The sequence below is a fragment of the Arachnia propionica genome (assembly GCF_900637725.1).
Lineage (GTDB): Bacteria > Actinomycetota > Actinomycetes > Propionibacteriales > Propionibacteriaceae > Arachnia > Arachnia propionica.
In genome coordinates, this window is the sequence record NZ_LR134406.1 from 789,543 (window position 1) to 808,424 (window position 18,882).

Consider the following 18,882-nt stretch of genomic DNA (forward strand, 5'->3'; position numbering starts at 1 on the left):
CGCTACTTTCTCACAGCCTCTCCACGACGTGGTCGATGCAGGCGGTCAAAGCCTCCACGTCGGCCTGGTCGACGGATGCGTAGGTTCCGATCCGCAACTGGTTGCGTTTCAGCGCGCGGTAGGGGTCGATGTCCACGATCCCGTTGCGGCGCAGCTCGGCTATCACCCGGGTGGCATCCACCCCGGGAACCAGGTCGATGGTCGCGACCACGGGGGAGCGATGCGCGGGGTCGGTGACGAACGGGGTCGCGTACGACGACGTCTCCGCCCAGCCGTACAGGTGATCGCTCATCCGGCGGCAGCGTTCCTCGGCGGCGTCGATCCCGCCCAGGTCCAGCAGCCAGTTGATCTGGTCCTCGAGCAGCAACAGGGTCGCGATGGCCGGTGTGTTGAGGGTCTGGTTTTTGGCCGAGTTCGAGGCCGCGACATCCAGGTTCAACGACTCCGGGATCCAACGGCCCGAGGCGGCGATCCGTCCTGCGCGTTCCAGCGCGGCCGGGGAGCAGAACGCCACCCACAAACCCCCGTCCGAGGAGAAGTTCTTCTGCGGGGCGAAGTAGTAGACATCCGTGCGTGAAATGTCGGCGGCCATCCCACCCGCAGCCGACGTGGCGTCGATCAACACCAGGCCGTCGCCGATCCGTTCCACCGGGGCGGCAGCGCCCGTGGAGGTTTCGTTCTGCGCCCACGCCACCACGTCAGCGTCCTCCTGGGCGGGTAGGACCACGGCCCCCGGATCGCATTGTGTGATGGCCGGGTCGGCCAGGAACGGGGCCGCCGCGGCGGCGCGCGCGAACTTGCGGGTGAACTCCCCGAAGACGGCATGCGCGGAGCGCCGCTCGATCAGGGAACAGACCGCGACATCCCAGAACACGGTGGATCCCCCGTTGCCGAGCACCACCTGGTATCCCTCCGGCAGCCGGTACAGCTCCCGCAGCCCCTCCTGAACCGTCGCGACGAGCTGCTTCACGGGTGCTTGGCGATGCGAGGTGCCCAGCACGTCGCCACGCAGCGAGAGGTATTCCAAAGCCTCGGGCCGTACCTTGGCGGGACCCGAACCGAAACGGCCGTCTGCGGGGAGGAGGTCTTCGGGAATGACGATCACCCCCGAATTCTCCCACGTATCTGACAAACCGGACTGTGCGGTTCAGCGGTTGGGAGGAAAACCGGTGCTTGGATGGTGGCATGACGAAACTGCGGGTCGGCCGGGCGGTGACGCCGGAGGGGACGATCGAGGAAGCGGTCATCGAGATCGCCGACGGCCGGGTGGTGGCCATCACCCCGGGAGGGGGAACCGGCGATTCCTGGGCGGTGCCGGGTTTCGTCGACACCCACTGCCACGGCGCGGTCGGTGTCAGCTTCGGTGACCCGGATCCCGCCGCCAACCTGCGTGCCATCGAGTATCACCGCTCCCAGGGAACCACCACGCTGTTCGCCTCCACCGTCACCGAACCCATCGAGAAACTGGAGGCCCAGTGCCGGGTGCTGCGCGGGATCGTTGAATCCGGTGAGCTCGACGGCATCCACCTCGAGGGTCCTTTCCTGTCCGAGGCCCGGAGGGGCGCGCACGATCCCGGCCTGCTGCGCGACCCCGAACCGGAGCTCGTCGAACGGCTCATATCGGCGGGCGGGCCGGCGCTGCGCATGATCACCCTGGCCGTCGAACGCGACGGGGGAGAAACCGCTACCCGGCGTTTCACGCGGGCGGGCGTCAAGGTGGCCTTCGGGCACTCGGACGCCGACGAGCACGTCACGGCCGCGTCCATCGGGTGGGGGGCCTGCATCGCCACCCACCTGTTCTCCGCGATGCGTTCCATCCACCACCGCGAACCCGGTCCCGTGCCCGTGCTGCTCACCGACGACCGCGTGATGTGTGAGCTGATCTGCGACGGAATCCACCACCGGCCCGTGATCGCGCGGATGGCCATCGATGCCGCCGGTACCGATCGCATCTGCCTGGTCACCGACGCCATGGGCGCCACCGGCCAGGGCGACGGACGCTACCTGCTGGGTGAACTCGAGGTGGAGGTCCGGGACGGAACCGCCCGGCTGGTCACCGCCGACGGCACCCCCGGCTCCATCGCGGGTTCCACCCTGACCATGGCCAGGGCGTTCAGTTTCGTCGTCGGCCGGGTGGGGCTGAGCATTCCCGAGGCCGCCCGGATCGCGGCCACCACCCCGGCCCGCTGGCACGGGCTCAAGGAGGTCGGAACCCTGGAGGCCGGCAAACGCGCCGACATCTGCGTCGTGGATGACGCGGGAGAGTTGCAGCAGGTCTGGCGGCGGGGGGAACGCATCCGGTGAGAAGCGCCAAAGCCGGTTGAGCCGACCCGCGAGCTCTGCGAGCTGGTCGTGTTGAAACCATGGTGACCGTGGTGGGGGTTTTGGGGTTGGGTTCTACTCACCGGGTGTAAGTAGTGGTTTCGACTCAGCCGTTCGCTGGCGCTCACGTGCTGGCTCAACCAGCTTCGGGGGTAGTTGGTTGGGTCGGTTCGTGGGCGTCAGGACCCCTGAGCGGTCAGGGATGCGAGGGTGGCCCGCACTCTCGATTCCAGACCGGCCTGCACCGTCGGCCACTCTGCCGAGAGGATCGAGAAGACCACGGTGTCACGCCATGAACCGTCGGCGCGAGGCTGGTGGTGTCTCAGCACCCCCTCCTGCACGGCCCCCAACCGGGCGATCGCGTCCCTGGAACGCTGATTGATGGAGTCGGTCTGGAGCTTCACCCGCTCGAAACCGCAGTCCTCGAAGGCGTGCCCCAGCAGCAGGAGCTTCACCTCCGCGTTCAGCCCCTTGCCCCACAGGGCGGGCCGGTACGCCGTCCAGCCCGCGTGGGCGCGCTGCGCCCGGGGTTCGAGATCACCCAGGGACGTGGTTCCGACCACATCGCCCGCCGGGCCGAAACGAGTGTCACCGGTCAACCGGATGGTGTACATGGCCCGGTCCTCACCCGCCGCGGCGATCAGGCGGGCGATGGTCGCGGCCCGGTCACCGGCCCCACCTGCGAAGCCGAGCGCGAACACGCGCGGATCGTCCAGTGCCTCCACCAGTTCTGCCTCGTCCGCAGGCCGGGTGGGATCGAGTCTCACGAGCCGGCCGATCAGGGGCCTGTTGTCAGGGTTGTGTGTCACGGAATACATCTTTGCACCCGTGTGTTTGGATTTTCTGGGGGTGCGCTGCGATTACGGGGTCCCGTGTCGCGAAACCGCATTAACATTGCGTCAAAGGAGGCGTGAGTGGCATGAGCGAGCTGATCGACACCACGGAGATGTACCTGCGTACGGTGTATGAATTGTTGGAGGAAGGAGTACCGCCGCTGCGGGCCCGGATCGCCGAGCGCCTGCACCAGTCCGGCCCCACCGTTTCCCAGACGGTGGCGCGGATGGAGCGTGACGGCCTGCTCACGGTCAAGGCCGACCGCACGATCAAACTCACCCCGAAGGGCGCCCGGCTGGCGCGCGACGTGATGCGCAAACACCGGCTGGCGGAACGCCTGCTCACGGACGTGATCGGTCTCGAATGGGAGAAGGTGCACGCCGAGGCCTGCCGCTGGGAACACGTCATCTCGGACGAAGTTGAACGCCGGCTGCTCGGGATCCTCGAATCGCCGACCCGCTCCCCCTACGGCAATCCCATCCCCGGGCTCAGGGATCTCGGAGTCGACCACGATCACGTGCCCTTCCGGGAGGGGGTTGTGCCGTTGTCGGAGGTGGTTCCGAACCGGGGCGAGGTGACCGTCACCATGGAACGGATGAGCGAGAACCTCCAGGCCGACGCGGAGGTGCTCTCGGCTCTCGCCGCGCTGGGGCTCCGGCCGGGGGTGGAGTTCGTGGTGCGCCGCGTGGGGATCGATCTCCGGTTCTGTCTCGGCGACGAGGCGGTCACGGTGGACGAGGCGGTCGCGGAGTTGCTCTTCGTCGCCTCCCATTGACCACTCATACCCCAGGGGGAATAAATGGGGTGGAGTCTTCGTTGGGTGGAGTGAACAACGAAACCCCCTAGTGAGGAAACATGGCAACCACAAATCTGACCAAGGAGAACTTCGGCTCCACCATCGAGGGGACCGATGTCGTGCTCGTCGACTTCTGGGCCTCGTGGTGCGGGCCCTGCCGCCGGTTCGGGCCGATCTTCGAGGAGGCCTCCGGGCGCCACGACGGGGTCGTCTTCGGCAAGGTGGACACCGAGGCCGAACAGGACCTGGCCTTCGCCCTCGACATCCAGTCCATTCCCACCATCATGGCCTTCCGTGCCGGCGTTCTGGTGTTCAGGCACAGCGGCCTGCTGAACGGGGCCCAGGTCGACGATCTCGTCAAGCAGGTCAAGGAACTCGATCCGGAGAAGCTCAAGGAGAAGGTGCGGGAGGGATCCGCCGACTGAATCGGAGCGGGGGATCTTAGTACGCCCTTGCTTCAATAGGTGCGGTTTTTCTCGCGAATTTACGGGGCATGGTGTCCCTTAGACGTCCTACTATTGACGGGAATAGTCGTAGCGACGGAGGGAAACCATGACCGAGCGCGATGATGTGACTGGTCTGCCCAATTTGTTGACAACCACGGGGCGGGTCGCCCCGGTGCGATCCAGGCGGCCCATCTACCTGGACATGCTGCCCCCCTGCAATGCGGGATGCCCTGCGGGGGAGAACATCCAGGAGTGGTTGCGCCTGATAAAAGCGGGTCAGCACGAGGCGGCCTGGCGGCAGCTCACCGCCGACAACCCCTTCCCGGCCATTCACGGCCGTGTCTGTTACCACCCCTGCGAGACGGCCTGCAACCGCAAGGATCTCGACGCGGCCGTCTCCATCCATTCGGTCGAACGTTATCTGGGGGACCTGGCCCTGGAGCGCGGCTGGCGGTTCGAGACGCCGAGCCGCGACTCCGGGCGGCGGGTGTTGATCATCGGCGCCGGGCCCTCTGGGCTGTCAGCCGCCTACCACCTGCGCCGCCTCGGTCACGAGGTGGAGATCCACGACTCCGCCGACGCCCCCGGCGGCATGATGCGTTACGGGATCCCCGAGTACCGGCTGCCTCGCGACGTCCTGGATGCCGAGGTGGCGCGCATCACCGACATGGGGGTGGTGATCCGCAACAACACGCCGGTCACCGACCTGCTCGCCACGCAGGTGGCGGGTCGTTTCGACGCGGTGTTCGTGGCCATCGGTGCCCACCTGTCCAAACGCGTGGATATTCCCTCGGCCGACGCCACCAGGATGGTCGACGCAGTCAGCTTCCTGCGTGACGTCGCCAAGGGCGAGAGGCCCGTCATCGGACGCCGGGTCGCGGTCTACGGCGGCGGCAACACCGCCATGGACGCGGCCCGCGTGGCCCGTCGCCTGGGCGCCGAGGAGTCGGTGATCGTCTACCGCCGCACCGTGGAGCAGATGCCCGCCCACACCGAGGAACGCGAGAGCGCGGAGCAGGAGGGGGTGAGGATGAACTGGCTGCGGACCATCACCGAGATGGGTGAGGAGGACCTGACCGTCGAGATCATGGAACTCGACGAGGAGGGCAGGGCGCACGGCACCGGGCGATTCGAGAAACTCGCCGCCGACACCGTGATCCTGGCCGTCGGGCAGGAGGCCGACACCGGTTTCCTCCACGCCATCCCCGGCATGATCTTCGACCGGGACGTGGTGCGGGTCGATCCCGACACCCTCATGACGAACGTTCCCGGCATCTTCGCGGGAGGCGACATGGTGCCGAGCGAACGCACCGTCACCGTCGGTGTCGGGCACGGCAAGAAAGCGGCCCGCTGCATCGACAAGTGGCTGAACCTCGACGTCGCCCCGCGCGACCCGAAACACCCGCTCGTCCACCTCGACCAGATGAACCTGTGGTACTTCGGCGGTCATACCCGGCGGGTCCAGGCCGAGCAGGCCCCCGAGACGCGCGTGTCCGACTTCGGTGAGATCGTCGCGGGCCTCAGCCCGAAGGAGGCCGAGTTCGAGGCCCGGCGTTGCCTGTCCTGCGGCAATTGCTTCGAGTGCGACGGCTGCTACGGCGCCTGCCCGGAGGATGCCGTCATCAAACTCGGGCCCGGCAACCGGTACCGCTTCGACTACGAACGCTGCACCGGATGCGCCACCTGCTACGAGCAGTGCCCCGTGCACGCCATCGAGATGATCCCGGAGGGCCAGCGATGAACCAGCGCACCATCATCGACGGCAACGAGGCCGCCGCCGACGTCGCCTACCGGCTGAGCGAACTCTGCTCCATCTACCCGATCACCCCCAGTTCCACCATGGCCGAACTGGCCGACGAGTGGTCCTCCCACGGGCGCAGGAACGTCTTCGGCACTGTGCCCACCGTCGTCGAGATGCAGTCCGAGGGAGGCGCGGCCGGAGCCATGCACGGCGCCCTCCAGGGCGGGGCCCTGTCCACCACCTTCACCGCCTCGCAGGGCCTGCTGCTGATGATCCCCAACATGTACCGGATCGCCGGGGAGCTGACCTCCACGGTCTTCCACGTCGCGGCGCGTTCCCTGGCCGCGCAGGGCCTGTCGATCTTCGGTGATCACCAGGACGTGATGGCCATACGCCAGACGGGCTGCTGCATGCTCAGCTCCGCGTCGGTGCAGGAGGCCCACGACATGGCGGCCGTCGCGCATCTGGCGACCCTGCGCGCCCGGCTGCCGTTCGTGCACTTCTTCGACGGCTTCCGCACCAGTCATGAACTCAACACCCTCGTCAAACTCACCGACGATCAGCTGCGTGAACTGGTTCCCACCGACCTGATCCGCGAACACCGCGCCCGGGCGCTGAGCCCCGAAAACCCGTTCATCCGGGGTACCGCGCAGAACCCGGACACCTACTTCCAGTCCCGCGAGACCGCGAACCGCTACTACGACGCCGTGCCCGGGATCCTCACCGAGGTCCTGGAACGCTTCGAGGAGATCTCGGGCCGTCACTACTCCCTGGTGGAGTACCACGGCCATCCCGAGGCCGACCGGGTGGTGGTGATCATGGGTTCGGGGATAGAGACGATGATCCCTGTGGTCAAGCACCTCAACGAGGCGGGGGAAAAGGTGGGTGCCCTGTTCGTGCGGCTCTACCGGCCCTTCCCGAAAGAACACCTCCTGGCCGCGCTGCCCGCCACCGTGCGGAAGGTCGCCGTCCTGGACCGCACCAAGGAACCCGGATCGGGGGGCGAGCCGCTGTTCCTCGACGTCTCCTCCGCCATCGGGGAATCCGTGGCCCGCGGGGACCGAGAGGTGATGCCGGTGCTGACCGGCGGCCGCTACGGCCTGTCCAGCAAGGAGTTCACCCCCGCCATGGCCAAGGCGGTCTACGACGAGCTGGCGAAGGACCGTCCCCGGCCGCGCTTCACGGTGGGCATCAACGACGACGTCACCCACCTGTCCCTCGATGTCGACCCCGACTTCCAACTCCTCGATCCGCAGACCCACCGCGCCGTGTTCTACGGGCTGGGTTCGGACGGCACCGTCGGAGCCAACAAGAACACCATCAAGATCATTGGTTCCGACCCCGGGACCTACGCCCAGGGCTACTTCGTCTACGACTCCAAGAAGTCGGGTTCACGCACCGTCTCGCATCTGCGATTCGGCCCCAACCCGATCCAGGCGCCGTATCTGGTGACCCGGTCGAACTTCATCGGCTGCCATCACTGGTCGATCCTGGAGCGGGTGGACGTGCTGGAGTTCGCCCAGCCCGGTGCGACGCTGCTGATCAACTCGCCCTATCCGGCGGATCAGGTGTGGGAACAGCTGCCGCGCCCGATGCAGGACAGGATCGTAGAGCTGGGCATCTCCCTTCACGTCATCGACGCCTCCGCGGTCGCGCGGGCCGCGGGCCTCGGGTCGCGCACCAACACGGTGCTGCAGACCTGTTTCTTCGCGATCTCCGGCATCATGCCGCGTGAAGAGGCAATCGAGAAGGTCAAGGCCGCCATCACCAAAACCTACGCCCGCAAGTCGATGGCCATCGTGCAGAAGAACCACGAGGCGGTCGACGCCTCCCTGGCCCACCTGCACGAGGTCCAGGTGCCCACCAGCGCGACGGGGCAGCGGGACCTGATCCCGCCAGTCCCGTCGGATGCCCCGCCGTTCGTGCGGGAGGTCACCGCGACGATGCTGGCCGGGCGCGGTGACGAGCTGCCGGTCTCGGCGCTGCCCGTCGACGGTGCCTATCCGTCGGGGACCACCCGCTACGAGAAACGCAACATCAGCGAGATCATCGCGGTGTGGGACAACGAGGCCTGCATTCAGTGCGGGAACTGTTCCTTCGTGTGTCCGCACGCCGTGCTGCGCGCCAAGTACTACCCCTCCGAGGTGACCGAGAACGCCCCCGAGGGATTCCTCAGCCAACCGCTCGACGCCGCGGGACTGCCCGACACCAGCTACACGCTGCAGGTCTACGCCGAGGACTGCACAGGCTGCGGGTTGTGCGTGGAGGCCTGTCCCGTGCGGCCCGCCGGGCAGCCGAACCGGCGCGCCATCAATCTGGAGCCGGTGCTGGAACGGGAAAAGGAGAAGGAAGCGGTCAGGTTTTTCGAGACCATTCCGCTCAACGACCGCCGCAACGTGGACTTCGGCACCGTCCGTGGCACCCAGTTCCTGGAGCCGTTGTTCGAGTTCTCCGGGGCCTGTGCCGGGTGCGGTGAAACCCCGTACCTGAAGCTGCTGACCCAGCTGTTCGGGGATCGCGTCACCGTCGCCAACGCCACCGGCTGCTCGTCGATCTACGGTGGCAACCTGCCCACCACCCCGTGGGCGAAGAACGCCCGGGGACGCGGGCCGGCGTGGTCGAACTCGCTGTTCGAGGACAACGCCGAGTTCGGGCTCGGGCTCCGGCTGGCCGCCGACCTGCACCGGGACATGGCGCGCCGCCTCTTGGAGGAGCTGCGCCCCGAGATCGACGACGACGAACTGATCGATTCGCTGCTGGCCGCGAAGCAGCGCATGGAATCGGGTCTGGCCCGGCAGGCCGCCCGGGTCGACCGTCTCAAGGCGCGGCTGGCGGAGCTGGAGGGCCCGAAGATCGAGGACCTCAAGAGCGTCTGCGACCATCTGCTGCGGCGTTCCGTGTGGATCGTCGGCGGCGATGGCTGGGCCTACGACATCGGTTCCTCCGGTGTCGATCACGTGCTGGCCTCGGGCCGCAACGTCAATGTGCTGGTGCTGGACACCGAGGTGTACTCCAACACGGGAGGCCAGGCGTCCAAATCCACCCCGCTGGGGGCTGTCGCGAAGTTCGCGTCCGCGGGCAAGCACACCAACAAGAAGGACATGGCCATGCAGGCGATGGCCTACGGGTCGGTGTACGTGGCCCGGGTGGCGATGGGTGCGGACCCGCAGCAGACCTTGAAGGCGTTCCGCGAGGCGGAGGCCTACGAGGGGCCGAGCCTGATCATCGCCTACAGCCACTGCATCGCCCACGGCATCGACACCCGCAAGGGCCTGGAGCAGCAGTACCGGGCCGTCAATTCCGGGCACTGGCCGCTGATGCGTTACAACCCGGTGATCCGGGAGAACGGCGGCAATCCGTTCCTGCTCGACAGCCCCCGGCCGCGCCTGAGGCTGCGCGAGTACCAGGACGCCGAACTGCGCTACAAGGTGTTGCGCGCCGCCGACCCGGAGGAGGCCAATCGTCTCATCGACATCGCCCAGGCGCAGGTGGACCGGCGCTGGGCCGAGTACGAGGAGCTGGCGCTCCGGGGCGCGGAGAAGTTCGCCGCCGACCCGCGCAAGGAGGAATCGTGGCAGATCTGAGGAGCAGCTACCTGGGGCTGGAACTGCGCAACCCCGTCATTGCCTCGGCCGGGCCGCTGAGCCAGAGCGTCGAGGACATCAAGGCGCTGGCGGATGCGGGACTCGGTGCCGTGACCATGTTCTCCCTGTTCGAGGAGCAGCTGCTCCGGGACGCGGAGCGCCTGGTGGAGCTGGAGGAGCAGTTCGCCGACATAACCCCGGAGGCCATCAGCTTCTTCCCGGAGGTGCCGCGTGCAGAGGCTGATGCGGTCACGAATTACCTGCGGCTCGTCGAGAAGGGTGCCCAGGCCATCGACGTGCCGCTGATCGCCTCCCTCAACGGCGCCTCCCGCGGGGGATGGGTGCACTCGGCGCGCAGCCTGCAGGACGCCGGGGCGGCCGCGCTGGAACTCAACATCTACTACGTCCCGGGTGACCTCACCCTGGGAGGTGAAGAGGTGGAGCAGCGTCACCTCGACATTCTCCGGGCCGTGAAGTCGGAGGTGAGCATCCCGGTGGCGGTGAAACTCAGCCCGTATTTCTCGTCGGTAGGTGCGATGTGCCAGCGGCTCGACCGGGCCGGGGCCGATGGTCTGGTGCTGTTCAACCGGTTCCTGCAACCCGACATCGACCTGGATCGGTTGGAGGTGGTCAGCGGGGTGACGCTGAGTTCGCCCGTGGACGCCCGCCTGCCGCGCACCTGGATCGCGGTGCTGCGCGACCACGTGGAGGCCTCGCTAGCGGCCTCGTCCGGGGTGGACCAGCCCGGGGACGTCGTGAAACACCTGCTGGCCGGGGCCGATGTGGTCTGCACCACCTCGGCGCTGGTGCGTCACGGCGTCGAGCACGCCACCCGCCTGGTCGAGGGTCTCGAATCCTGGCTCGACGGCAGGCGGCTCACCCTGGACCAGGCCCGTGGCATGCTGGCCGTGCCGGGCCGCACCCCGGCCGACGCCTACGAGCGTGCGGGGTATGTCGCCGCATTGGAGAAGGCCAAGACGACCTACGGGTCGCTGTCCTGACGGGGCGCACTCCGCGACGCCGGTTGGGTTCTCACGGCCCAGCCGGCGTTGCTGTTTCCGGGGTTCAATCGTCTCGGATCCAGCCAGATGCTTTCCATGTAATTGAGTTACATGTAATGTTTCTTGGGTGATGGAGACAGCAAAGCCCCTCGGGGATCACGGAGCCCTCTTCGAAGCGCTCCTGCACGCGGAGGTGGCGCTGTGGAACCGGCTCGAGAAGGCTCTCTGGCGAACCGCGAACTCCGCCACCCTGGCGCGTTATCTCGTCCTGAAGCAGATCGACGCGTCAGCGGCCGACGGTGGCCCCCGGGTCCAGGACATCGCCCGGCGCCAGCACACCACGGTCGGCGCGGCCTCGCGGCTCGTCGATCGCCTGGTCGGTGACGGGCTCGTGGTCAGGACCCCCTGCCCCAAGGACCGGCGCTCCTGTCGTCTGAGCCTCACCGACAAGGGGCGGGTGCGGATGGAGAGTGCGGCCGGAGCCTTCGAGGACACCCTGCGCACCGTGCTCGCCGGATTCCGTCACGAGGAGCTGGTGGTGCTCACCCGGAACCTGACCCGGGTGGCTGCCGGAGCAAGCCAGCGGGCCGACGTCGTCCCGGCCATGCAGGGCGCCCGTCTCGACGAACCCCTGCCCGGTGGCGGTTTCGTCGCCCTGACCAACGAGAACGGAGCCGACCCCATGAATCATCCGGATGTCCGGGAAACCAGCCCGGACGATGCCAACCAGGGCAGTCCCGTCCGTGAAAGGAGCCTGTGATGGCCTCCACCATGCACGCCGTCGTCATCGATACCCCGGGCGGTCCCGAGGCTCTTGAGGCCCGGGGACTTCCCCACCCGGTCCCACGCCCCAAAGAGGTGCCGGCCCGGGTCGAGGCCTTTGGCGTGAACCGCTCCAGGCCCGGCAAGAAGGTCGTCCGGGCCCTCCACGAGAACGGAGCTGAGTCATGATCCGGTTCGAGGACGTACAGAAGATCTATCCGGACGGCACCGTCGGGGTCGGGGGCATCACCCTCGACGTCGCCGAGCACTCCACGACCGTGCTGCTGGGCTCGTCCGGATCCGGCAAGACCACCCTGATGCGGATGGTCAACAAGATGGTTGCGCCGACCTCGGGTGCTGTGCTGCTGGCCGGGGAGGATGTCGCGGTGCAGCCGACGGTGGCGCTGCGACGCTCCATCGGCTACGTCCTGCAGGACGGCGGGCTGTTCCCGCACCGCCGCGTCGTCGACAACATCGCCACGGTCCCGATCCTCGACGGGGTTCCCAAGGCCAAGGCGCGCGAGCATGCCCTGGAACTGATGGACATGGTCGGGCTCGACCACGACCTGGCCGGGCGTTTTCCGTCGCAGCTCTCCGGCGGGCAGCGGCAGCGCGTCGGAGTCGCCCGGGCGCTCGCCAACGACCCCAAGGTCCTGCTCATGGACGAACCCTTCGGTGCCCTCGACCCACTGGTCCGCGCCGACCTGCAGCGGGAACTGCGCGACCTGCAGCGGCGCCTGGGAACCACAATCCTGTTCGTCACTCACGACGTCGACGAGGCCTTCCTCCTGGGCGACCAGGTGGCGGTGCTGCGCACCGGCGGCGTCTTGGCGCAGGTCGGCACCCCGGAGGAACTGCTCTCCAGCCCGGCCGATGAGTTCGTCGCCGATTTCGTCGGGGCTGATGCAGGCCGCCGCCAGCTGCGAACCATCGAACGCAACGGCTCCAGGCTCGTGATCGACGCCGAGGGGCGACCCCTGGGCTCCCTCCGGGCCGGCGACGACGGGGGAAGCCGGGACAGGGAGTCGTCGTGAACTGGTTGATCAACAACTTGGGGCAGGTGGGCAGCTACTTCTTGATCCACACCCTGCTCTCGCTGGGCGCCATTGTCGCGGCCGCTGTGCTGTCGGTACCACTGGCCCGGTTGGCGGTCGCAACCCGGCGCTTCGGAGGACTTCTGCTCGGTGCCTTCTCCCTCCTGTACGCAGTTCCTTCCCTGCCGATGCTCGTGGTGATCCCGGTCATCCTGGGAGTTCCGGTGCGTTCCCCGCTGAACATGGTGATCGTCCTCACCCTGTACGGGATATCGGTGCTCGTCACCCAGGTCGCGGAGGCCTTCCGTTCCCTGCCCGAGGATGTCGTCGAGGCCGCGAACGCCCTCGGGGTCGATCCGTGGCGGCGATTCTGCCAGGTGGAGATGCCGCTCGCCGTGCCGGTGCTGATCGCGGGGCTGCGCGTGGTGGCCGCTTCCACGGTGTCCCTGGTCACGGTCGGCGCGCTGGTAGGTGTGCAGTCACTCGGCACCCTGTTCACCGACGGCTTCCAGCGACAACTGGTCGAATCGCTGCTCACCGGGCTCGGCGCGACCCTGCTGCTGGCCCTGGTCTTCGACCTACTCCTCGTGTTGCTTGGCAGGGCCCTGACCCCGTGGCTCCGCAAACGGAAGCAGGTGACGGCATGAATCTGTTCCTCGACGCCCTCGGCTGGCTGTTCACACCCGAGAACTGGGGCGGGGCCAGCGGCATCTCGTCACGACTGCAGCAACACCTCTACTTCACCCTCGCCGTGGTCGCCGTGGCCTGCGTGTTGGCGTTCCCGGCCGGGGTGGCCATCGGCCACACGCGGCGCGGGGTGGCGGTGGTTCCCATGGTCACCGCATCGGCGCGTGCCCTCCCGACCCTCGGTCTGCTGACCCTGGTCGGTTTGTGGTCCGGCCTGGGGCTGGTGGCGCCCTTCTGCGCGCTGCTTGTGCTGGCCATTCCCCCGATGCTCGCCGGAGCCTACTCGGGGATCACCTCGGCCGAACCGGTCACGGTGGACGCGGCCCGCGCCATCGGCCTGTCCTCGTGGCAGGTGCTCACCCAGGTGGAGCTGCCCGCCGCCGTTCCGCTGCTTCTCGAAGGGCTGCGATCGACCACCCTCCAGGTCGTCGCCACGGCGACGCTCGCCGCCTACACCGCCGATGTGGGGTTGGGGCGGTTCCTCTTCACCGGTCTCAAGACCCGCGACTACGCCCAGATGATCGGCGGCGCGCTGCTGGTCGTCGTCCTGGCGCTCGTCCTGGACCTGCTGCTGGTCCAGGCCAAGCGTTCGATCACCCGAAAACTCGACCCAAGTACCCAAATCGCTTCTGCGAAGGAGTCCCGATGACATCCAAGACCAAGCTTGCAGCACTCGGAATTGCAGCAGCCCTGGCCCTGGTGGGCTGCGGCAGCGCCTCGAACATCGAGGGGAAAAACGACGACACGAAATCCTCCGACACCCTGGTGATCGGCTCCCAGGACTATTACTCAAACGAGATCATCGCCGAGATCTACGCCCAGTCCTTGGAGAAGTTGGGCAAGAAGGTGGACCGACAGCTGAAGATCGGGCAGCGGGAGGTCTACATGCCCGAACTCCAGGCCGGGAAGATCGATATCTTCCCCGAGTACAGCGGCAACCTGCTGCAGTACTACAAACCCGAGACCACGGCCCGCACCCCGGAACAGGTCCACGCTGAGCTGACCGGCGCCCTGCCGGGAGGGTTGAAGGCACTGGAGCAGGCGCCGGCAACCGACCAGGACTCCTACGTGGTGACCAAGACGTTCGCTGAGGAACACTCGCTGAAACAGATCGGTGATCTCGCCTCGGTGCCGGACCTGAAGATTGCAAGCAACTCCGAGCTGGAGTCCCGCCCCTACGGGCCGAAGGGGCTCCGTGAGATCTACGGGGTCGAGGCCACGATCAAACCCGCCGAGGACTCGGGCGGTCCGCTCACCGTCAAGGCCCTGCGCGACGGGGAGGTGCAGATCGCCGACATCTACACCGCCGCCCCAGTGCTGGCCGAAGGCGACTTGGTGGCCCTGGAGGATCCGAAGAACATGTTCCTGTCCTCCAATGTGGTGCCGATCGTCTCCAGCAAGGTGGACGACCAGACCGCGCAGACCCTGAACAAGGTGTCGAAGGAGCTGACCCCCGAGGACCTGATTGCCATGAACAAGCGATCCGTCGACGAGAAGGCGTCGGCCTCGGTGATCGCGGGCGACTGGCTGAAGTCCAAGGGCCTGGCCTGAGCGACAGAACCATCCGGTGTGACCCCCGCCGAGCTGCGGGGGTCGCGCCGTCGTGCCTGAGAAATCTGCGAATGGTGCAGTTTGTTGTCGGGGTTTGGAAGCCTGCTGCGATTAGGACAGTGCTGCTCAATGCCGTGCATTGTGGACGAACCTGAAAGCGATGAGGATTGATGCCATGAGCATGATCCCGGTCAGAATCAGGCAGTTGATGTGAAGGGCGGACAGGAAAGCATCGGAGGCCGTGGCCCGCAGTGTCGTCTGTTGAGATCCCTCGGGAAGTGTGGCAGCGATCTGCTGTGCTGCCATGATTGAGTCACCGGCCGCGCTCAAGGACGGTGACGTGGAGGTCACCGTCGACATCTGGTCGCGGTACACGTGGGTGAGGATCGAACCAAGGACTGCGACGCCAATCGTGCCGCCGATCTCCCGGATGGAGTCGTTCACACCCGAGGCGACACCGATTTCGTCGCTGGGGGCGGCGGACAGGATGATGTCGGTGGCTGGCCCCTGGGCGAACGCCAACCCCATTGCCATGAAGATCATCGCGGGGACCATGACCGCCCAGTACGAATTGGTGGCATCAGCGAAAGACACGATCCAGAAGCCGATCCCCATCAATGCGATGCCGAAGGGGACACAACGCCCGGTCCCGAACCGTCGAGCCAGCACTGGCGCGAGCGGGGAACAGGCACCCATGACGACTGCGAACGGCAGGATCGCCAGTCCCGCCTGCAACGCGCTGTAGCCGCGCACCGCTTGGAAATAGATCGTGATGGTGAACGTGAAACCGAACAGGGAGAAGAACGCCAGACCGATTGCCGAGCTGCACGTCGCCACATTCGATGCCCGGAACAGACTCAGATCCAGCATGGGGGAGTCGACCCGTTTCTCCCAGGCCATGAATGCCCCCGCCAGCAGGATCGATGTTGCGAGACCTCCGAGGACCGGCAACGTCGTCCAACCGAGCTGTGGGCCTTCGATGATCGAGCCGACGAACAAGCCCAGGGCAGCAATCGCCAAGCACATCCCGACCGCGTCGAACCGACCCAGCTTGTTGCTCCTGGACTCGGGTACCAGGAATGACGAGATGCCGGCGACCGGCAGCACGATCACGATGTTGATCCAGAACAGGGACGGCCATTCGAAGTGCTCTAGGAGCAGCCCGCCGACCACGGGGCCGAGTGCGATTCCAAGCCCTGCGGTCGCTGCCCACAACCCTACGGCCAGGGCATGGTGTTTGGTTCCTTTGAAGATGGTGGAGATGAGTGACAGGGTCGCCGGGAACACCAGCGCAGCGCAGATGCCCAGCAACACCCTCAGCCCGATCAGCACCGTGATGTGAGTGGTCATCGCGGAGACGGAGGAAACGACGGCGAAACCCAGCAGACCCGTGATGAGGATCTTCCGCCTACCGACCCGGTCGCCGAGGTAGCCACCGGGAAGCATCAGCACCGCGAACACGAGGGTGTAGGCGTCGACGATCCACTGCAGCTGGGTTGTGGACGCGTCGAACGCCCGGCCCAGGGTCGGGATTCCGACGTTGATGATGGTGTTGTCCATCACGCCCACGAGCTCGGCCAGGCAGAGCACCGCGAGGGCGATGAACCTGCCCCGGGCGCGGGGGGCGGGCGCCGCTTGTTGGGGGGAGATGTCTATCGTTGGGGATGTCATGGTTGTTGTCACTCTTTCGCTGTGATGTTTCCGGAGCTGGAATTTGCATGGATGAGGTTGGGACCGTGCCCCTGACCAGAGCACAGGGCGGAAGCCACATGGGCGCGGTGGACTGCCGGATCGCTGCTGTCGTCGAGGCCGAGCACCAACCGGAGCCCGCCAGGCGCCACGCGGTTTTTCCGCTGCGCGCCGCCGATGGACCGCGGCTGGATCTGATGCGTGTCCGTGATGTCAGCAGCTCGACGCGCCACCAAGAACACCGAGGCCTCGAACGGACGTACTGATGTTCCAAGCTGTCGTGACCAGACATCAGCCAGCTCGGGGGCGGCCACGGCATTGACCCCGACGATCAGTACGGCGTCGGCGTCATCGGCTTGCAGGATCCCCGAGGCGCAGCGGACGGCAGTGCCGAAGGATGACAAGTCGGAGTCAACGACATGGTTGGTGCCGCGCAGGTCGAGACAATTGCCGACGCATCCGGCGACGATGTTGTCCATGTAACCCGGCAGCTCGGCTTCGGTGGTCGTATCAGGTCCCGGCGAGAAAGTGCTCTCCGGGGCGACGTGCCATCCCTGCAGCGCCTTGGCTGGCAGGTCACATTCAGAACCGGCAGATGCCAGCACTGTTTGGAACTCATCGGCGCGGATTCGTTCATTCCGCTGCAGCGAGGAGTGCTTGCTACGCCGCTGTGGAATGGGTGAGATCTCGATGGGCAGCATGGTTGTTCAATTTCTGCAGCAGGAGCCGGTCAACCTTGATCAGCGGAGTTCCGTCGAGCTGTGCGACGTGGATTCGCATCGCGTACGACCAAGGCCTTCTGGACGGACCTCGACGCATCCGGGAACCTCGTTCACTTCCGGATCCGGCCTTCGGATCACGGTGTGCTCCACACTGACCGGAACGACATGGTCGCCGAACTGATGGAAGACATCGATCAGTGTCAGCCGCCCCACGTTGTCGAGCAGCCGTGGCGCGGTGATGAGCTGGGCCCGTTCCCTCGGGAAGGATCTGACGGGTGTCAGAGGAGATGCCGGAACGTCCCACCAACACTCCTCGGCTGGTGCACCAGGCCTTCCGCAGCATCCGGAAACAGGGAGCCAGGTCGCTGTCGATGAAGTACGTGCCGTCGACGACGACAAGTTGGCAGTCGTATTTCTCGCTGCGCTGCAGGATGTACTCCAGCTTGGTTGGATCGTTGTGGGGGAAGACCCGTAGATCTGCCCCGGACTGTGCGCAACCAGTCGTGATGCTCTGATGATCGAGCTGATCGGCGATGTGGACCACACCGGGTCCACCGGGCGCTGACAGGGGCACCACGTTGGCGAGGAATCCCGAGCTGAACAGCACGGCGTCGTCGAAGCCCAGCCATTCGGCAAGTTCCTGCTTGAATTCTCGATGCAGCAGCGCGGTTCCGTTGTGCAGCCGGGCGCCACATGTCGACAGTCCGTACTGCAGGACGCGTTGTGCTGCGGTGAGCACTTCGGTGTCGATGCTGAGCCCGGGATGGTCGTTGGAGGTCAGCATGATGACGGGGTCCTCGTTGGGAAGGGTTCCGGTGTTGTGCTGGGCGCTGGCGAAGGCCTGTCCGTACGGATAGCTGCCGTCCTGCATCCCTCCTCGAACGGCTGTTGAAACTTCATGAAAACGGTGTGCGTAGGTGGTGTTGACCATGGAGACTCCAGTCTGATTCGTGTGATGCGTCTGCGTCACCAGCAACAGTATCGATAGTACCACTATCCACAAGGATATCCATGAGAAGCCTCCAAAAGCTGTCTAGAGCTTGTAGAGAGTGTTACTATCTCCTCATGAGTGTTGTGAGAGATGTAGGAGGAGGAACTGTGTCCATCTCGGTGTTGTCGCAGAGATCAGGTGTCTCGGTCGCGACGATCAAGTACTACATCCGCGAAGGGTTGATCCGCTCAACCCTGGATCCCAAAGCGGATGATGTGGAGACCGTGAACCAACTCCGGCTCATCCGAGGGCTAGTGCATGTTGTCGGCTTGTCGATTCGGCAGGTTCGCAAGATCCTCAACTTGGTTCGCGATCCCGAACTGAGCCCTGCCGCCCTGATGACAAGTGTGACCGCGGATCTGCCGTTGGCGGGAGCCAGGGTTGCTGATGACACCGACTTGGCTGGTGCTCGTGCGGCACTGGCCAGTGTCGGGTTCGATGAGTTGCCTGACGTACCGTACGTCAACCAGCTTCTGGCCGCGATCGCGTTGGCCGAGGAGAACGGTGTGGGCATGGATGCCGAACATCTTGCCGCCTACACCACAGCGGCTCGCGAATGCGCCAAGAGCGATTTCGACCACATGCTGTTCGATTCCCCGAGTCGAGAGGTGCAGACCGCGGTGCTCGGCACTTTGATCTATGACTCGATTCTGATCGGGCTACGGCGTCTGGCTCACCGCGAGCTCGTCGATCAGCTCACACCCTTCCAGTCCCAATAGAAG

The 18,882-nt window shown here is 66.1% G+C and carries 18 protein-coding genes; 13 read left to right on the forward strand and 5 right to left on the reverse strand.

The features are described from left to right. Positions 1-10 precede the first annotated feature (10 nt). Positions 11-1,105: a phosphoserine transaminase gene (gene serC, locus EL272_RS03495; protein ID WP_061787874.1), complete on the reverse strand. Its 1,095-nt coding sequence runs from the start codon at positions 1,103-1,105 to the stop codon at positions 11-13. A gap of 80 nt (positions 1,106-1,185) precedes the next feature. On the opposite strand from serC, the gene nagA reads away from it, so the two are divergent. Beyond that, on the forward strand, positions 1,186-2,304 hold the full coding sequence (nagA, locus tag EL272_RS03500; RefSeq protein WP_073970069.1) for an N-acetylglucosamine-6-phosphate deacetylase: 1,119 nt from the start codon (positions 1,186-1,188) through the stop codon (positions 2,302-2,304). A gap of 197 nt (positions 2,305-2,501) precedes the next feature. On the opposite strand, the gene EL272_RS03505 is transcribed toward nagA, so the two are convergent. Then, positions 2,502-3,140 carry a GNAT family N-acetyltransferase gene (locus EL272_RS03505; protein ID WP_061787872.1) on the reverse strand — a complete coding sequence of 213 codons (639 nt, stop codon included), beginning with the start codon at positions 3,138-3,140 and terminating at the stop codon, positions 2,502-2,504. Between the two features lie 101 nt (positions 3,141-3,241). On the opposite strand from EL272_RS03505, the gene EL272_RS03510 reads away from it, so the two are divergent. The 11 genes from EL272_RS03510 (at position 3,242) to EL272_RS03560 (ending at position 14,758) form a co-directional block, all read left to right on the forward strand. After that, entirely contained in the window at positions 3,242-3,931 is a 690-nt protein-coding gene (locus EL272_RS03510) for an iron-dependent transcriptional repressor DtxR (RefSeq protein ID WP_061787871.1), read from the forward strand. An 80-nt stretch (positions 3,932-4,011) separates the two neighbouring features. Next, complete coding sequence (gene trxA, locus EL272_RS03515) at positions 4,012-4,377, forward strand: thioredoxin (RefSeq protein ID WP_014845842.1); 366 nt, start codon at positions 4,012-4,014, stop codon at positions 4,375-4,377. Between the two features lie 127 nt (positions 4,378-4,504). Continuing rightward, positions 4,505-6,139, forward strand: a complete 1,635-nt coding sequence (locus EL272_RS03520) for an NAD(P)-binding protein (RefSeq protein WP_061787870.1) — start codon at positions 4,505-4,507, stop codon at positions 6,137-6,139. Further along, on the forward strand, positions 6,136-9,723 hold the full coding sequence (gene nifJ, locus EL272_RS03525) for a pyruvate:ferredoxin (flavodoxin) oxidoreductase (protein ID WP_014845844.1): 3,588 nt from the start codon (positions 6,136-6,138) through the stop codon (positions 9,721-9,723). Before EL272_RS03520 ends, nifJ begins: the two co-directional genes overlap by 4 nt. Then, positions 9,711-10,724: a dihydroorotate dehydrogenase-like protein gene (locus EL272_RS03530; RefSeq protein ID WP_061787869.1), complete on the forward strand. Its 1,014-nt coding sequence runs from the start codon at positions 9,711-9,713 to the stop codon at positions 10,722-10,724. Before nifJ ends, EL272_RS03530 begins: the two co-directional genes overlap by 13 nt. Positions 10,725-10,854: 130 nt before the next feature. Continuing rightward, positions 10,855-11,484, forward strand: coding sequence for a MarR family winged helix-turn-helix transcriptional regulator (locus tag EL272_RS03535; RefSeq protein ID WP_061787868.1), 630 nt, complete (start codon positions 10,855-10,857; stop codon positions 11,482-11,484). After that, a complete protein-coding gene (locus tag EL272_RS03540; RefSeq protein ID WP_061787867.1) occupies positions 11,484-11,675 on the forward strand; it encodes a hypothetical protein in 192 nt (63 codons plus the stop codon). Before EL272_RS03535 ends, EL272_RS03540 begins: the two co-directional genes overlap by 1 nt. Then, positions 11,672-12,520 (forward strand): ABC transporter ATP-binding protein, encoded by an 849-nt coding sequence (locus EL272_RS03545; protein WP_061787866.1) that lies wholly within the window; start codon positions 11,672-11,674, stop codon positions 12,518-12,520. Before EL272_RS03540 ends, EL272_RS03545 begins: the two co-directional genes overlap by 4 nt. Next, positions 12,517-13,167 (forward strand): ABC transporter permease, encoded by a 651-nt coding sequence (locus EL272_RS03550; protein WP_014845849.1) that lies wholly within the window; start codon positions 12,517-12,519, stop codon positions 13,165-13,167. Before EL272_RS03545 ends, EL272_RS03550 begins: the two co-directional genes overlap by 4 nt. Continuing rightward, positions 13,164-13,856 carry an ABC transporter permease gene (locus EL272_RS03555; protein ID WP_014845850.1) on the forward strand — a complete coding sequence of 231 codons (693 nt, stop codon included), beginning with the start codon at positions 13,164-13,166 and terminating at the stop codon, positions 13,854-13,856. The genes EL272_RS03550 and EL272_RS03555 overlap by 4 nt, the downstream gene beginning before the upstream one ends. Next, positions 13,853-14,758: an ABC transporter substrate-binding protein gene (locus EL272_RS03560; RefSeq protein WP_061787865.1), complete on the forward strand. Its 906-nt coding sequence runs from the start codon at positions 13,853-13,855 to the stop codon at positions 14,756-14,758. The genes EL272_RS03555 and EL272_RS03560 overlap by 4 nt, the downstream gene beginning before the upstream one ends. Positions 14,759-14,884: 126 nt before the next feature. Here the strand turns inward: EL272_RS03560 and EL272_RS03565 are convergent, their stop codons facing one another. The 3 genes from EL272_RS03565 to EL272_RS03575 are packed head-to-tail and all read right to left on the reverse strand — an operon-like array spanning position 14,885 to position 18,040. Then, positions 14,885-16,429 carry an MFS transporter gene (locus tag EL272_RS03565; protein WP_014845852.1) on the reverse strand — a complete coding sequence of 515 codons (1,545 nt, stop codon included), beginning with the start codon at positions 16,427-16,429 and terminating at the stop codon, positions 14,885-14,887. Between the two features lie 8 nt (positions 16,430-16,437). After that, entirely contained in the window at positions 16,438-17,148 is a 711-nt protein-coding gene (locus EL272_RS03570) for a beta-ketoacyl synthase N-terminal-like domain-containing protein (protein WP_041696213.1), read from the reverse strand. Further along, positions 17,108-18,040 (reverse strand): PLP-dependent aminotransferase family protein, encoded by a 933-nt coding sequence (locus EL272_RS03575; protein WP_051014928.1) that lies wholly within the window; start codon positions 18,038-18,040, stop codon positions 17,108-17,110. The genes EL272_RS03570 and EL272_RS03575 overlap by 41 nt, the downstream gene beginning before the upstream one ends. A 227-nt stretch (positions 18,041-18,267) precedes the next feature. On the opposite strand from EL272_RS03575, the gene EL272_RS03580 reads away from it, so the two are divergent. Then, complete coding sequence (locus tag EL272_RS03580; RefSeq protein ID WP_014845854.1) at positions 18,268-18,879, forward strand: MerR family transcriptional regulator; 612 nt, start codon at positions 18,268-18,270, stop codon at positions 18,877-18,879. Positions 18,880-18,882: the final 3 nt, after the last annotated feature.